The organism is Streptococcus sp. STC1396 (genome assembly GCF_058933875.1).
Map to the genome: position 1 here is coordinate 92342 of NZ_JBZYCU010000001.1, position 15625 is coordinate 107966.

Below are 15625 nucleotides of genomic sequence, written 5' to 3' on the forward strand. Positions count from 1 at the left end.
GAGTATGTAATGAATTTTCATCAGCTAACCAATCTCCAATACTGGTCTAATTTGTTTGACAGTCCTTGGAGTATTGTAATTAATATTATTGACATTGTCTTGGTAACTGGGATTTTATATTATCTTACCAAAACGATTGCTGGGACGAAGATTATGATCTTGGTTCGTGGGGTTATGATTTTTATTTTAGCCCAGATTTTGGCCAACATCATCGGTCTGACGACAATCTCTTGGCTGATCAATCAGGTCATTACCTATGGGGTGATTGCTGCCGTGGTGATTTTTTCACCAGAGATTCGGACAGGTCTTGAGAAGCTGGGGCGAGCGACCGAGATTTTCTCAGCAACCCCGATTAGCAACGAAGAAAAAATGATTCAAGCCTTTGTCAAGGCAGTTGCCTACATGAGTCCGCGTAAGATCGGTGCTCTGGTAGCCATTCAGGGAACGCGGACGCTGCAGGAGTACATTGCGACAGGGATTCCACTAGATGCGGATGTATCTGGGGAACTTTTGATTAATATTTTCATTCCCAACACGCCCCTGCACGACGGTGCTGTTATTATCAAGGATGATAAGATTGCTGTTTCTTGTGCCTATTTTCCGCTGACAGAAAGTACAGGTATTTCTAAGGAATTTGGAACCCGACATCGGGCAGCGATTGGACTTTCAGAGGTTTCGGATGCCTTCACCTTTGTCGTTTCTGAGGAAACAGGTGGCATTTCTACGACACATAATGGAGTTTTCAAGCACGATCTAAGTTTAAGCGAGTTTGAATTCGAGCTGCGCAAGGTCTTTTTGTCAGATAAACAGGAGAAAAAGAATTTAAAAAACAGGTTGCTAGGAGGATGGAAGAATGAAACAAAGTAAAAAAATTCTCTATATTATCTCCTCTTTATTCTTTGCTATAGTTTTGTTTGTTTATGCGACATCCAGTAGTTTTCAAAATAGTATCAGTATCCGGCAAATAACTTCAGAAACCTACAGCAATACAATTTCGAATGTACCGATTGATATCAAATACGACAGTGAACGCTATTTTATCAGTGGATTTACCTCAGAAGCCACAGTTGTTTTAACCGGGGCAAATAGAGTTAGCCTGAGCAGTGAAATGCAAGAGAGCACACGGAAGTTTCGTGTGGTGGCTGACTTATCCAATGCAACCGAAGGGACAGTGGAGGCTCAGCTAAAAGTGGAAAATCTGCCAAGCGGCCTGTCTGCAACAGTCAATCCGCAAAAGATTTCGGTCAAGATAGGGCAGAAAGCAAGTAAGAAAGTAGCCGTTCGTCACCTGATTACCAATAGTCAGGTAGCTGAAAATGTCTCCATCACGAATGTTGCTCTTGAAGACACAGAAGTAACGGTGACGAGTGATGCAGAGACTTTAGATAATATTGAGTATGTAGCGGCGATTTTACCGTCAAATGTTACGATTTCAGGAAACTACAGTGGTACGGTGCCGCTCCAAGCTGTTGATGCCAATGGAAACGTCATGCCTAGTGTTGTGACACCATTTGAAACAACCATAAAAGTAATCACAAAAGCAAAAAATTCAAACTCGTCATCCAGTTCGAAATCTGGATCAAGTTCGAGTTTGACTTCATCAAGTAAGTAAAGTAAAATTTGAAAGGAAATTTTTATAAAATGGGTAAATATTTTGGAACCGATGGTGTTCGTGGAGAAGCAAATGTAGAATTAACGCCGGAATTGGCTTTTAAGTTAGGTCGTTTTGGGGGCTACGTTCTAAGCCAACACGAAAGTGAGGTGCCTCGGGTCTTTGTCGGCCGTGATACGCGTATCTCAGGAGAAATGCTGGAAAGCGCATTGATTGCGGGGTTGTTATCAGTCGGTATTCATGTTTATAAGCTTGGTGTGATTGCCACTCCGGGCGTGGCTTACTTGGTCAAGTCAGAAAAAGCTAGTGCTGGTGTTATGATTTCTGCCAGCCACAATCCTGCTCTCGACAACGGCATCAAATTCTTTGGTGGTGATGGATACAAATTGGATGATGAACGCGAATTCGAAATCGAAGCTCTGCTAGACGCTGAGGAGGATACGCTTCCGCGTCCAAGTGCAGAAGGTCTGGGAAGATTGATGGATTATCCAGAAGGCTTGCGGAAATATCAACAATATCTAGTTTCAACTGGTTTAGAGCTGGAAGGCTTGCATGTTGCACTTGATACGGCAAATGGCGCAGCTTCAACCAGTGCCCGGCAAGTTTTTGCAGACTTGGGAGCCCAGTTGACAGTTATTGGGGAAAGCCCAGATGGTCTTAACATCAACTTAAACGTTGGTTCCACACATCCAGAAGCCTTGCAAGAAACAGTCCGTGAATCGGGAGCTGCGATTGGACTTGCTTTTGATGGAGACAGTGATCGGCTGATTGCCGTTGATGAAAATGGAGATATTGTAGATGGTGACAAGATTATGTATATCATTGGTAAATATCTTTCAGGGAAAGGTCAATTAGCCCACAATACGATTGTAACAACTGTTATGTCTAATCTTGGTTTCCACAAAGCCTTGGATCGCGAAGGAATCAATAAAGCGGTGACCGCTGTCGGCGACCGCTATGTGGTAGAAGAAATGCGGAAATCGGGCTACAATTTAGGCGGCGAGCAGTCTGGACATGTCATTATCATGGATTATAATACCACTGGAGATGGTCAATTATCAGCGGTGCAATTAACAAAAGTGATGAAAGAAACTGGCAAGAGCTTGTCTGAATTAGCTGCAGAAGTAACGATTTACCCACAAAAATTGGTCAATATCCGCGTCGAAAATGCCATGAAAGATAAGTCTATGGAAGTTCCTGCTATCAGAGAGATTATTGAAAAGATGGAAACTGAGATGGCAGGAAATGGCCGCATCCTTGTCCGCCCAAGTGGAACAGAGCCCCTTCTGCGTGTCATGGCTGAAGCTCCAACTCATGAAGAAGTGGATTATTATGTCGATACGATTGCGGACGTCGTACGTGCCGAGATTGGCATTGAATAATTAAGTTCGGATTTAATTTCATAAATACATTAGTGGGGAAGAAAAAGGCTTGAGATCAATTGATTTCAAGCCTTTTCTATGAAAAAGAATGCGGAGTATGAATAGGGCTCCCTTTTTAACGCCTTAGCATTTTTTTAATTAAGCTAAGGATTTTAAACTTAAGAGGGTTGGGATAGTAGCGGAAAGTCCCCATTTTTCGGACGATGAAGCCGTTGAAATTCTGCTTGAAGCGCAGAACGCCGTCAGATCCGTCGAAAATTCCCATAATACCGAGGAAATTATAAAATGGAATGCCTCTCTTGATGCTTTCGGTCATAACGTATTCCTGCAGCAAGGCTGGAGCGTAGAATTTGTTAAACTCAGGATAGGAGCCGCTGAAGAGGTAGGTTGCTTCCTGAGGAGTGTAGATAAAGAGGCTGGCAGCCAGGATTTGGTCTTGGTCGCCGTACTTGTCAATCAGTTCTTGGGCTTCTGCTTTGCGGGTTTCAAAGCTATCAAACTGGCTGGAAAGCTCTCGCAGCTGATTTTGCTTCTTTTCAGATTGAGGATTTTTTTCCAAATCTGCCTGCAGTTTCTGAATTTTCTGGCCCAGTTTCTCTTGATCCTTTTGTAAGTTTTGAAGATAGTCCTTGAAGTTAAGGCTAGCTACCATAAAGTCTGCTTGCTGAGCAAAGCTATCATAAAAATCTTGATAGTAGTCTAGTGGCTTGTCATCATATTCCCGCCGGTCAGAAGTAGCAGCTGTGATGTCTTTGAAAACGCTGAGTTGGTCACGTTCTAGCCTTTTTAGCTTAATACCAAAGGTATTCGCCTTTTTGACAGTCGCCTTGCCATTTTTACTGAAGGATTTTAGCAAGTCTTTCTCTGTCAGATCAGTTAGGTCTTTGACATAATGCCAATCAGGTTCCCCGCCCGGATAGCCCGTCTGAAGACCGTCAAAGGCAAAGCCTAAGTCAGTCAGTTGCTGGATAAGGTCGACTTTTTCATCAGATGTGGGCTGGCCATTGCTGTCAAAAGTCTGATAAGTCTCGTAGGGCTTGATAATCAGCTCTAGGGCGCCTTCTTTTTTTGCATAAACCTGCAAAGCTTGATAGAAGGGAGTCAGGTATTGAGCATCGGTAGAGACAGGACCGCAGTTGATTTCCATATGGAGGCCGCCAGTCATAGGCATACTGTAGAGGACAGCAGACACCATTACCTGTCCCTGCGGGTCAGTGTAGCCGATATACTGGGTACTGAAGCCACGCTTGCTCAGCAGCTCTGCCATTTCCACGGTCTGCATAAAGGAGCGTTGGGAGCTAGCTGAGGTATGCTGGATGAATTCTTCTTGGCTGAGAAGTTTGAAGGTCATAGGCTTCCTTTCTTTTAATGCTTGCTGCGCAGTTTCTTTCTGAGTGTGTAGGCCAGATTGGAGAGGTGGTAAAGAGGATTGGTTGGCAGGTTAAACTCACCAGCAAATTCCTCAATGGTTGGATTGAACTTCGATTTAAAACTGTAGAGACCGCCCTTGAGGTCGTTTTCGATTCCGCCCATATTTTGCCAATCAGCTCCACGCTCAAAAGCATGTTTGGCCGTTTCGTACCAAGTGATGATAGCTGGTTGGTAACGACGGTATTCCTCGTCCATTCCGGCATAGATATTTTCAGAGGTCTTGCCGTATTCTAAGACCAGGGTGCCAGACAGAGGAACGACTGCAGCACCTTGGCTGATTTTGTCCTGCAGAAAGTCAATTTCTTCTTGTAGGCGTTTCTGTTCTTGCTGGTTATTCTCAATCTTGCCGGGTTTGGTTTTCTCGGTAAATTTCTCTGCTTCTTTAAGTGTCTTGGTCAGCTGAGTCTGCAAGTCTTCCAAGCGTGCCTTTAGATCAATACTGGACAAGGTGATGTAGGAATGCTCAGGATAAGTATCCAAGAGTTTTTGGTAATAGTCTTTGCCGCGTAGGTGGATGTTTTTTCTATTTTCCGTTTTCTTCATCAGGGCTGAAAAGTCATCCAGTAATTCTGCTCCGCCAAATTGGATTTGAATACCTTTGTTACGGGCTGTACGAATAGCCTGCCGAGTACTCTTAGAAAGCAGATCCTCGCTGAAATCTTCTTTATGAATATTGGCCTGCAAGCGAGGCTGGATGGTTTCATCCAGAGACTCAGTCCGTCCGACCCAGACAGCTCCTGCTTGCTGCAGTTCTTGAATCAGCTCAACTGTCTCTGCTTTGTCTTGCAATTCGCCACCCATCTTGCTTTCTACCAGAAAGAGGCTGGGATCAAACTTGACAAAAAGAGCTTTTTTCTCCTTGGCAAATTTCTTGAGCGACGCCAAAACAAAGGTCAGCAGCTCCTTGTCACTATAGTCCATGATGGGACCGCGCGGGATATAAAGCATAGTCATCCCCAAGGGCAATGGTTTGATCAGGATACTGCCTGCAGCAACCAAGTGGCCATCTTTATAGAAGCCCAAGCGCTCGTTTCCCCAGTTGTCCTTGATTTGAGCCCAGGCTGCGCTCTGCAGGAGATTGGCCTGCGGATGAGCCGTGACAAAATCGTCGTGTTCCTGAGCTGAAATTCCAATTTTGTAGCTATACATTATTTTAAAACCCACTCTCTAATAGCGTGTGCTACGCCGGATTCTTCGTTCGATTTAGTGATGTATTTGGCGATTTTCTTGAGTTCCTCTCTGCCGTTTTCCATGACAACAGGAGAGCCGACTGCTTCTAGCATGGCGCGGTCGTTTTCTTCATCACCGATAGCCATGGTCTGCTCCTTGCTCAAGCCAAGTTTTTCAGCCAGATGGAGGATAGCAGCTCCTTTATTGACAGTTTTTTTGACAATTTCCAGATAGAAAGGAGCGGACTTAACCAGCGTATATTTTTCTGCTAATTCCGGCGGTAGCTTGGCAATGGCCGCATCCAGAATTTCCGGCTCATCAATATACATGCACTTGACGATTTCTTTATCAGTCATTTCCTCAGGTGTGCGGTAGTAGACGGGCATATTGACCAAGCTAGATTCATAGACCGTGTATTTTCCAATATTGCGGTTAGCTGTATAGATGCCGTCCTTGGTGATAGCATGCATGTGAACGCCTAATTTTCGTCCTAGCAGCTCGATATCCAGATAGTCATCATAGGTCAGGATTTCTTTAATCAATTCTTGACCTGTGACCGTATCTTGAACCAGTCCGCCATTGAAAGTAACAACATAGTTGTCCGGCTGATTAAGCTTCAGGTCTTCCAGCAGTTTTTGGACACCGGGAATCGGGCGGCCAGTTGCAATGACGATTTTGACACCAGCAGCCTTGGCATCCTGAATAGCAGAGAACACTTCAGGAGTGATTTCTCGTTTGTTATTTAAAAGGGTACCGTCAATGTCAACGGCAACTAATTTGATAGACATATTTATTCTCCGTAAGTAAATTGGTCGTTTTTGATATAGTGCATAAAGGTATGGTTTTTCTCGCTGAAAAGCCCAGTCTCCGCCAGCATTTCTTTGGGAAAGTAAAAGCGGTTATCTCCCTGTCTGGTCCCAGCTAGGGACTGGACGATAGGAGATAGGCTGGATAGTTCTGCCAAACCACCATCTTTTTGCAGGATCTCAATCTGAGTCCGAGGTTTTTCAACGTCAGGCCGGTAGAAATCATAAGGTAAATCAAAATTACGATGGATAGCAGTATAGTAATCAGGGTCAAAGCCGACTTGCCCAACCAGGTCTCGCATGATATCCAAATGCGCTTCGTTTTCTTGAGAAAAGACGATAGACTTAAAGACCTTGCGGTTGATAAAACGCTGAGCTAAGTCAGATAAAATCTTGTCAGGACTCGTCATCCACACTTGGAAATAGGTATTCATAACACCATCATCCAAGGCCAGATAATCCTGCAGGGTCACTCTGTTTTCAAAGAATGGAATGAGATTGGGCGATGATAGGGCAAAATAATCCTTCTGAGCTGGATAGAGAAACTTGGCCCGCTTGAGCAGATTCTGCAGTAAGACTTCCATAGCTCGACTGGCCGGGTGGAAATAGACTTGCATATACATCTGGTAGCGGCTGACGACATAGTCCTCCACTGCATGCATACCGTTGCGCTTGAAGGCGATGCCGTTTTCTACAGGGCAAATCACTCGCAGAATCCGAGTCAAATCGAACTGCCCATAAGAAGCTCCAGTGAAAAAGGAATCTCGCAAGAGATAATCCATTCGGTCCACATCAATCTGACTGGAAATCAGCTGGACCACTTGCTTATTAGGATAGGTATGATTGATGACGCTGGCTACCTTTTCTGGGAAATCAGGTGAAACCTGCACCAGTGCCTGATGAATCTCAGTCTCTGGACTGGTGATGATTTGACGTGTAATGTCTTCGTGGTTGGTATCAAAGAGCCGCTCGAAGGTGTGCGAATAGGCGCCGTGTCCCAAGTCATGCAGAAGAGCGGCCGTCATAGTCAGCAGGCTATCGTGATTATCCCAGATATTGCTGAATTTTTCATTGAAAATCTCGGTGATGCGTCGGGCAATCTCATAAGCTCCCAGACAATGCGAAAAACGGCTGTGCTCCCCGCCGTGAAAAGTATAGCCAGAAGTGCCAAGCTGTTTGATGCGGCGCAGCCGTTGAAATTCTTTGGTATTGATTAAATCATAAATGACCTGATGGTCCACATGAACGTAATTATGGACTGGGTCTCGAAATACTTTTTCAACCATAGTCCTATTATATCATAAATGCTCAGCGGACGAAATTCAAAGGGTGAGGTAGAAAGGGAGAATTCTACAGAAATTTTTGATAAAATAGAGAAAGGAAAAAAGAAATGTGAGACAATAATGAAAATCAGAATGAAAAATCAAATCAAATTAGACGATCAAATAGAGTTGATTGACCAAATCTATGATGTAGAATGGACACAAAAAGGTGACTATCACTACTTGCTCTATAAGAATGAGGAGAAGGAGAAGGTAGTTTTGAAATTTAATACCGATAAGCTGACCATGACCCGTTTTTCCGAGCCTAAGTCCATATTATCCTTTGTCAAAGACAGTCAGCATTTGGTGGCGATTCCAACACCGCTGGGAGCTCAACACTTTCTGACGGATACTCGTCATTACCACTTGGATCTAGAAAATCAGGCTTTGGAACTCCATTATGATTTAAAAAGAGCCGATGATGACCAGCTCTTCGCTTCCTATCAGATGAAAATCGAATGGAAATAAGAAAAATTTGAAAACTAGCTGCTCCGCCTTGAAAATTACAAGAATTTTGGTATAATAAATACACTCAAGGGAGTAGCTAACGGTCACACCGTTACAAGGTCGTCAATACGAAAGAAATTTCCGGCCTTGTATGAAATAGCGAGACTTGTTAATTAACAGGTCTCTTTTTCTTTGTTTGAAAGAGGCCCATCAAAAGGAGGAGACATTTTGTCAAAAGAACAAAAGCGCCAAGCTTTTTATACTCAAAGCCCTGAAGAAGTTTTGCAGGCAATGGAAACCTCAGAGCAGGGACTGTCTAGCAGTCAGGCCCAGCAACGTTTGGCAGACTACGGCCGCAATGAATTAGAAGAAGGGGAGAAAAAGTCCCTCTTGATGAAATTCATTGAGCAGTTCAAGGATTTGATGATCATTATCCTGTTGGTGGCAGCAATCTTATCTGTCGTCACATCAGGTGGTGAGGATATTGCAGATGCTATCATTATCCTAGCTGTGGTCATCATCAATGCCATCTTTGGTGTCTATCAAGAAGGCAAGGCAGAAGAAGCCATTGCAGCCCTTAAATCTATGTCCAGCCCAGCTGCGCGTGTCCTGCGTGATGGCCATGTCACAGAGGTGGATTCTAAGGACTTGGTTCCTGGTGATATCGTTAGATTGGAAGCCGGTGACGTTGTCCCAGCAGATATGCAACTTTTGGAAGCTAATTCCCTGAAAATCGAAGAAGCAGCTTTGACAGGTGAGTCTGTGCCAGTTGAGAAAGATTTGACTGTTGCAGTAGCTGCAGATGCTGGTATCGGCGACCGGGTCAATATGGCCTTCCAAAACTCCAATGTCACCTACGGCCGAGGAGTAGGGGTTGTTGTCAATACAGGGATGTACACCGAAGTCGGCCATATCGCAGGTATGTTGCAAGATGCGGATGAAACCGACACACCGCTTAAGCAAAATCTCAATAGCCTGTCCAAGGTTCTGACTTATGCAATCCTAGTGATTGCCGCGGTGACCTTTGCAGTAGGCGTCTTCATTCAAGGGAAAGATCCACTTGGTGAACTGATGACTTCGGTTGCTCTTGCGGTTGCGGCGATTCCAGAAGGCCTTCCAGCTATCGTTACTATCGTCTTGGCTTTGGGAACTCAGGTTTTGGCTAAGCGGAATTCGATTGTCCGTAAGCTTCCAGCTGTTGAGACTTTGGGTTCAACTGAGATCATCGCTTCTGATAAGACTGGTACGCTGACCATGAATAAGATGACAGTCGAAAAAGTCTTTTATGACGGAGTCCTGAATGAAGCTGGACAAGCTATTGAACTTGGCTTGGAGCTGCCACTCTTACGTTCGGTTGTCCTAGCCAATGATACTAAGATTGACCAAGAAGGGAAGCTAATTGGTGACCCAACAGAAACAGCCTTCATCCAGTATGCCTTGGACAAGGGCTATGATGTTAAAGGATTTTTAGAGAAATATCCTCGTGTAGCTGAACTACCATTTGACTCAGATCGTAAGCTCATGTCTACTGTTCACCCATTGCCAGACGGGAAATTCCTAGTGGCAGTCAAGGGTGCTCCTGACCAACTTTTGAAACGCTGTGTTGCCCGTGATAAGGCTGGAGATATTGCAGCGATTGATGATGCTACATCACAGCTGATCAAGTCTAATAACTCAGAAATGGCTCACCAAGCTCTGCGCGTGCTGGCTGGTGCTTACAAGATTATTGATGCAGTTCCGGCTGACTTAACTTCTGAAAATCTAGAAAACGATTTAATCTTTACAGGCTTAATCGGTATGATTGACCCTGAACGTGCCGAAGCAGCAGAAGCTGTTCGCGTCGCTAAAGAAGCGGGAATCCGTCCGATTATGATTACCGGTGACCACCAAGATACAGCTGAAGCGATTGCTAAGCGCTTGGGAATCATTGAAGCAGGAGATACGGAAGACCATGTTCTGACTGGTGCTGAGCTCAACGAGCTTTCAGATGCAGAATTCGAAAAAGTGGTTGGCCAATACTCTGTTTATGCGCGGGTTTCTCCTGAGCATAAGGTTCGTATCGTGAAAGCTTGGCAAAACCAAGGTAAGGTCGTTGCCATGACAGGTGACGGTGTTAATGATGCACCAGCTCTGAAAACAGCCGATATCGGTATCGGTATGGGAATCACCGGTACAGAGGTTTCTAAGGGAGCTTCTGATATGATTCTGGCGGATGATAACTTTGCGACCATTATCGTCGCCGTAGAAGAAGGACGTAAGGTCTTCTCAAACATTCAAAAGACCATCCAGTATCTCCTTTCAGCTAATACAGCTGAAGTGCTGACCATCTTCCTAGCTACCTTGTTTGGTTGGGATGTCTTGCAACCAGTTCACCTGCTTTGGATTAACTTGGTAACGGATACTTTCCCAGCTATTGCTCTGGGGGTTGAACCTGCTGAGCCAGGCGTCATGACTCACAAACCTCGTGGCCGTAAGTCTAGCTTCTTCTCTGGTGGTGTCATGAGTTCCATCATCTACCAAGGATTGCTGCAAGGTGCTCTCGTTCTGTCCGTCTATGGCTATGCTATTGCCAATCCTGTTCATATCGGCGATGTAAAAGCGATTCATGCGGATGCCCTTACCATGGCCTTTGCGACTCTGGGGCTCATCCAGCTCTTCCATGCTTACAATGTAAAATCTGTTTACCAATCTATCTTTACAGTAGGTCCATTCAAATCTAAGACTTTCAACTGGTCAATTCTGGTTTCTTTCATCCTCTTGATTTCAACCATTGTGATTGATCCACTTGAAAAGATTTTCCATGTGACCAAGTTAGATTTGACCCAATGGACGGTTGTCCTAGTCGGCAGTTTCTCTATGATTGTCATTGTTGAGATTGTTAAGTTCATCCAACGTAAATTAGGTATGGACAAAAATGCTATTTAACAGCCAAAAGTCATCTACGGATGGCTTTTTTGCTTAAACACTAAAAATGAACTCCCAAGTCATCTGAGAGCTACGATTTAAAGTTTTCATTATTAAAACTTCAATTTCAATCACTTTTAAAGCATCTCGCAGTTCGGCTGCCAGGTGTTTTTTCTTATAGTCTCGAAATTCGACTAAATCTTTAACAGCATTATAACGCTTGTGCAGGCGATACATTTGGGGAATCTTATACTGAGGAAAGGCATTAAAACCATTCCGAGTCAGATCCCTTTCACAGCTGTAGCCCAGAGGCCGCAGGTGGCAGGGGAAGGTGTCAATTGTATACATAGAGTGACGATGGTGGAGAAGGTCGTAATAAAAGTCTTGATAGAGAACAAAATGCAGGGCAGTGGTAGGCAGACTTCTAGTTGATTTTTGAGCATTGAATTGCATGAATACTGTATTTCCCTTTGAAAATATCTCCTTAAATCCGCTCTTACCCCAAAAATTTGTTATAATAGAGAAAGAAAGATTTGAAGGGAGAAACTGATGTCTGTAAAGGTCAAAGACCTATTAAATAAAGTACGGCTTCATCTGATATACGGAGATGAAAATCTCTTAGAAAAAGAAATTCAGACTTCTGACATTTCTCGTCCAGGACTTGAAATGACGGGCTATTTTGATTACTACACACCTGAGCGTATTCAGCTAATCGGGATGAAAGAATGGTCTTATCTAATGAAGATGACCTCGCACAATCGTTATCAAGTGCTTTTGAAAATGTTTCAGCCTGAAACGCCTGTGGTTATTATTGCGAGAAACCTTGAAATTCCCGAGGAAATGCTCCAAGCTGCAGAAGAAAATAAGGTTACTATCCTTAGAAGTAAGACACCGACCAGTCGCTTATCTGGTGAAATATCTAGTTATCTGGATTCACGCTTGGCAGAGCGGACCAGCGTCCATGGGGTTCTGATGGATATCTATGGTATGGGAGTGCTGATACAGGGGGACAGTGGAATCGGTAAGAGCGAGACTGGCCTTGAACTTGTCAAACGAGGCCATCGTCTGGTTGCGGATGACCGAGTGGACATCTATGCCAAGGATGAGATGACCCTCTGGGGAGAGCCTGCTGAGATTCTGCGCCATCTTCTGGAAATCCGAGGAGTTGGGATTATCGATGTCATGAGTCTTTACGGCGCCAGCGCGGTCAAGGATTCATCACAGGTTCAGATTGCGGTTTATCTGGAAAATTATGACTCACATAAAGAATTTGACCGTTTAGGAAATAACGCCGAGGAACTGGAAATTGCAGGGGTTGGTATTCCGCGTATCCGTATTCCTGTTAAGACTGGGCGTAATATTTCCGTTGTCATTGAAGCGGCAGCGATGAACTATCGGGCTAAGGAAATGGGCTTTGATGCCACTAAGATTTTTGAGGAACGCTTGACTAATCTGATTAGCCAGAATGAGGTGACAGATGCTTGATCCAGTAGCCTTTACAGTAGGTCCCTTCAGCATCCGTTGGTATGCTCTTTGTATTGTCAGCGGCTTGATTTTAGCAGTCTACTTAGCCATGAAGGAAGCTCCACGCAAGAAAATGATCCCAGATGATATTATAGACTTTATCCTGATTGCCTTTCCTTTGGCTATCCTTGGAGCGCGGCTTTACTATGTGATTTTTGAATGGTCTTATTATAGCAAGCAGCCTCTGATTGAGATTTTTCAGATTTGGAATGGTGGCTTGGCCATCTATGGCGGTTTGATGACCGGCGCCCTAGTCCTCTATTTCTTTTCACAGAGAAGGCTGATCAATCCCGTTGATTTTCTGGATATTGCGGCACCAAGTGTCCTGATTGCCCAGAGTATCGGCCGTTGGGGCAATTTCTTTAACCAAGAAGCCTATGGAGCAGCGGTCAAGAATCTCAACTACCTGCCATCCTTTATTCGGAATAATATGTATATAGACGGAGCTTATCGTCAGCCGACCTTTTTATACGAATCCGTTTGGAATTTACTTGGCTTTGTCTTGATACTGATCTTACGACGTAGGTCCAAATTTTTCCGTCAGGGAGAGCTGGCAGCCTTTTATTTGATTTGGTACGGCTTTGGTCGGATGATTATTGAGGGTATGCGGACCGACAGTCTCATGTTCCTAGGTGTTCGTGTATCTCAGTGGCTGTCTGTTGCCCTGATTTTACTGGGCCTGGGCATTATCATTTATCAGAGAAAAAAACAAGCCCCCTATTATCAAGAATGAGAGGAGAAAACTATGCTTGAAATTGCTTATACTTTAGTTGCTGTCGCATTGATTGTCTTTCTAATATACATGACAATCACCGTCAAAACTCTCGGCGATAAGGCTGGGAAAATGCTAGATGAGACAGAAAATACCATCAAAGTTTTGACTTCGGATGTCAATGTAACTCTGCATCAAACCAATGATTTACTGGCCAAGGTCAACGTTCTGACAGATGACATTAACCAAAAGGTCGCGACCATTGACCCGCTATTTACGGCAGTTGCAGATCTGTCTGAGTCTGTATCTGACTTGAATGATCAGGCTCGCACACTGAGCAAGAAGGCTGTTGCAGCCGGAAAAGGAACTGCTAAAACAACGGCAGGCTTAACAGCTCTTCGTTTTGCATCAAAATTATTCAAAAAATGAGAAAGTAGGTTTATTATGGGAAAAATTTCATCACTTTTGTTAGGTGCTGTTTCTGGTGCAGCAGCAGCGTACTTTCTGACCAGTAAAAAGGGAAAAGAAGTTACGGAAAAAGTACAAGATTTTGTTAGTGATTATCGGGAAAATCCAGACAAGACACATGAGGTAGTCGTCCAGTCAGTAAAAGATTTTTCTGACCAAGCTGTGAAGACTATCAACCAAACCAAAGAGAAGGTCGAAAAAGGTGAAATCACAGCCGGAACAGTGTTAGAATCTGTAAAAGACACAACTAAATCAGTGGTAGACTACTCACAGGACAAATTCCAAGAAATCAAAGAGAAATTTGAAAAAGAAGAGCAAATTTTTGAGGAAGAAGTCTTTGAAATGCCAACTGAAGAAGAGGAAATAACTCCGTCAGAAGACATCATCATTGATTTAGAAACAGAAGCAAAAGAGAATGAGAAATAAAAAAATAGGTCGGCATCCGCTGGCCTATCTTGACTTCTTCCGAAGAAAGCGTTATCATATTTATAAAAGGAGGTATTGATATGAAGAGTTTAAAAATGATTGCCTTGTTTGGGATGGCATTCTGTTTGCTGGCTTGTTCCCAGCAGAAATCTTCGGACAAACCCCAGTCTAGAAGCTCTGCCTCTTCTTCTCAAGCTTCGAGCACTAGCCAACCTAGTTCTAAGCAATCTAGCACTAGCCAGAATTCCATTTCCTCAGAGTCGGAAAGCCCCAGTCAAAGCAGTGAAAATGGTAAGCAAGAGACACAGCCTTCCAGCAAAGAAGCAGCTCTTTCAATCAGAAAATGCTTGGAAGTCCCTATGCAGGTTCAGAGAGCTTGGAATACTTGTGCACCGACTTCTGTCAGTATGATTTTAGCTTACAAGGGGGTCAATGTCAGTCAGGAAGAATTGGCGCGAGCGATGGGAACCGACGAGACATTCGGTACCCATAATGTCAATGCTGTCCGTGTCTTAAATCAATATCTGTTTGGCTATGCGGAAGTGCCGGCAGGTCAAGCGGGTTACCATCTAGCGACAGTGAGCAGTAGTGCAAAGAATTCTGAAGATATGCGCCTTTTTAAGGAGCGCTTACGCAAGAATATTGATGATGGCTACCCTATGTATTATACAGTTAATAACGCTCTTCTCTATCCAGGCCGCAAGGGAGAGCACAATGTTGTGGGAACAGGGTATGAGCTATCGGTAGATGGCACTGATATTCTGGCTGTTTATTATCTAGATCCTTCTTATTTGGTTCAGGACCCTGTTTATGGAGGGTTGAAGAAGGTCAGTCCAGAAGAGTTATTGACTGCGATGGTTGCCTGCCAGGAGCCAAATTATGCTTGGTAAATATAAAAGAGGCTGGGACAAAAGTCCGACCTCAAATATAAAAAGCGAACAAAACTAGTTTTCTGGTAATCAGAATTCTGCTTTGTTCGCTTTTTGCATTTAATTATAGATTTGAAGGGCTTAATAATTAAGATTTTTAAAAATTGAAATCTTTTTGTCTCAGCCTCCTTTTCAAAATTGTAGGGACATAAATTAATTTTTATCAGAATGTTTTTTTGCAAATGTTCGATAGAGCTGAATAGCAAACAAACTAGTTGCGATGGCAAGTACAAAAGCTATAAAAGCATTTACTTTGAAAGTCAAAAATATAAAACTAAATAAAACGGTTAAAACGCAGAAAACAGCAATATTTAAAAAGAAGAACAATTCACTTAACTTTGGATCGGATTCAGCTTCAGGTAGATACTCTTGATAGAGTGGGGATTGTATAGTTTCATCTTGATAGGTATAGTCAATAGGGTCATCATATTGTTGGTATTTTCTTACGGGCATAATTCTCTCTCCTTCAGTACTCTATAATTTTACCATGTT

15 protein-coding genes and 1 pseudogene are annotated in these 15625 nt (G+C 43.6%); 10 read left to right on the forward strand and 6 right to left on the reverse strand.

The features are described from left to right. Nucleotides 1-9: 9 nt before the first annotated feature. The 3 genes from cdaA to glmM are packed head-to-tail and all read left to right on the forward strand — an operon-like array spanning nt 10 to nt 2994. Nucleotides 10-867 carry a diadenylate cyclase CdaA gene (gene cdaA, locus AC5FEC_RS00450; RefSeq protein ID WP_304948396.1) on the forward strand — a complete coding sequence of 286 codons (858 nt, stop codon included), beginning with the start codon at nt 10-12 and terminating at the stop codon, nt 865-867. Further along, a complete protein-coding gene (locus AC5FEC_RS00455; RefSeq protein ID WP_304948395.1) occupies nt 854-1612 on the forward strand; it encodes a CdaR family protein in 759 nt (252 codons plus the stop codon). Before cdaA ends, AC5FEC_RS00455 begins: the two co-directional genes overlap by 14 nt. Before the next feature lie 29 nt (nt 1613-1641). Beyond that, nucleotides 1642-2994: a phosphoglucosamine mutase gene (glmM, locus tag AC5FEC_RS00460; protein ID WP_493660926.1), complete on the forward strand. Its 1353-nt coding sequence runs from the start codon at nt 1642-1644 to the stop codon at nt 2992-2994. A gap of 115 nt (nt 2995-3109) precedes the next feature. Here glmM and AC5FEC_RS00465 read toward each other — a convergent pair whose 3' ends face one another. The 4 genes from AC5FEC_RS00465 to AC5FEC_RS00480 are packed head-to-tail and all read right to left on the reverse strand — an operon-like array spanning nt 3110 to nt 7687. After that, the gene (locus AC5FEC_RS00465) at nt 3110-4345 is read right to left on the reverse strand and encodes an aminoacyltransferase (protein WP_493660927.1); all 1236 of its coding nucleotides are present in this window, start codon (nt 4343-4345) and stop codon (nt 3110-3112) included. Nucleotides 4346-4359: 14 nt separating this feature from the next. Beyond that, nucleotides 4360-5574: an aminoacyltransferase gene (locus AC5FEC_RS00470; RefSeq protein ID WP_493660928.1), complete on the reverse strand. Its 1215-nt coding sequence runs from the start codon at nt 5572-5574 to the stop codon at nt 4360-4362. Continuing rightward, nucleotides 5574-6383, reverse strand: coding sequence for a sugar-phosphatase (gene yidA / locus AC5FEC_RS00475; RefSeq protein WP_493660929.1), 810 nt, complete (start codon nt 6381-6383; stop codon nt 5574-5576). Before yidA ends, AC5FEC_RS00470 begins: the two co-directional genes overlap by 1 nt. A 2-nt stretch (nt 6384-6385) precedes the next feature. Beyond that, nucleotides 6386-7687 (reverse strand): HD domain-containing protein, encoded by a 1302-nt coding sequence (locus AC5FEC_RS00480; RefSeq protein ID WP_493660930.1) that lies wholly within the window; start codon nt 7685-7687, stop codon nt 6386-6388. Between the two features lie 117 nt (nt 7688-7804). On the opposite strand from AC5FEC_RS00480, the gene AC5FEC_RS00485 reads away from it, so the two are divergent. Next, nucleotides 7805-8191, forward strand: a complete 387-nt coding sequence (locus AC5FEC_RS00485; RefSeq protein WP_234550009.1) for a YwiB family protein — start codon at nt 7805-7807, stop codon at nt 8189-8191. A gap of 207 nt (nt 8192-8398) precedes the next feature. Beyond that, complete coding sequence (locus tag AC5FEC_RS00490; protein ID WP_493660931.1) at nt 8399-11095, forward strand: cation-translocating P-type ATPase; 2697 nt, start codon at nt 8399-8401, stop codon at nt 11093-11095. Nucleotides 11096-11194: 99 nt separating this feature from the next. Here the strand turns inward: AC5FEC_RS00490 and AC5FEC_RS00495 are convergent. Next, nucleotides 11195-11482: pseudogene (locus AC5FEC_RS00495) on the reverse strand (phosphoesterase); the annotation flags it as partial. Between the two features lie 141 nt (nt 11483-11623). Here AC5FEC_RS00495 and hprK point away from each other — a divergent pair. From hprK to AC5FEC_RS00520, 5 genes are all read left to right on the forward strand, one after another. Continuing rightward, entirely contained in the window at nt 11624-12559 is a 936-nt protein-coding gene (gene hprK / locus AC5FEC_RS00500) for an HPr(Ser) kinase/phosphatase (protein ID WP_493660932.1), read from the forward strand. After that, nucleotides 12552-13331, forward strand: a complete 780-nt coding sequence (lgt, locus tag AC5FEC_RS00505) for a prolipoprotein diacylglyceryl transferase (protein ID WP_493660933.1) — start codon at nt 12552-12554, stop codon at nt 13329-13331. The genes hprK and lgt overlap by 8 nt, the downstream gene beginning before the upstream one ends. A 12-nt stretch (nt 13332-13343) precedes the next feature. After that, nucleotides 13344-13739 (forward strand): DUF948 domain-containing protein, encoded by a 396-nt coding sequence (locus AC5FEC_RS00510; RefSeq protein WP_037616837.1) that lies wholly within the window; start codon nt 13344-13346, stop codon nt 13737-13739. A 15-nt stretch (nt 13740-13754) separates the two neighbouring features. Continuing rightward, nucleotides 13755-14204: a YtxH domain-containing protein gene (locus tag AC5FEC_RS00515; RefSeq protein WP_234550014.1), complete on the forward strand. Its 450-nt coding sequence runs from the start codon at nt 13755-13757 to the stop codon at nt 14202-14204. 80 nt (nt 14205-14284) lie between these two features. Beyond that, a complete protein-coding gene (locus tag AC5FEC_RS00520) occupies nt 14285-15094 on the forward strand; it encodes a C39 family peptidase (protein ID WP_493660934.1) in 810 nt (269 codons plus the stop codon). A 192-nt stretch (nt 15095-15286) separates the two neighbouring features. Here the strand turns inward: AC5FEC_RS00520 and AC5FEC_RS00525 are convergent, their stop codons facing one another. Continuing rightward, complete coding sequence (locus tag AC5FEC_RS00525; RefSeq protein ID WP_217472391.1) at nt 15287-15586, reverse strand: DUF3270 family protein; 300 nt, start codon at nt 15584-15586, stop codon at nt 15287-15289. Nucleotides 15587-15625: the final 39 nt, after the last annotated feature.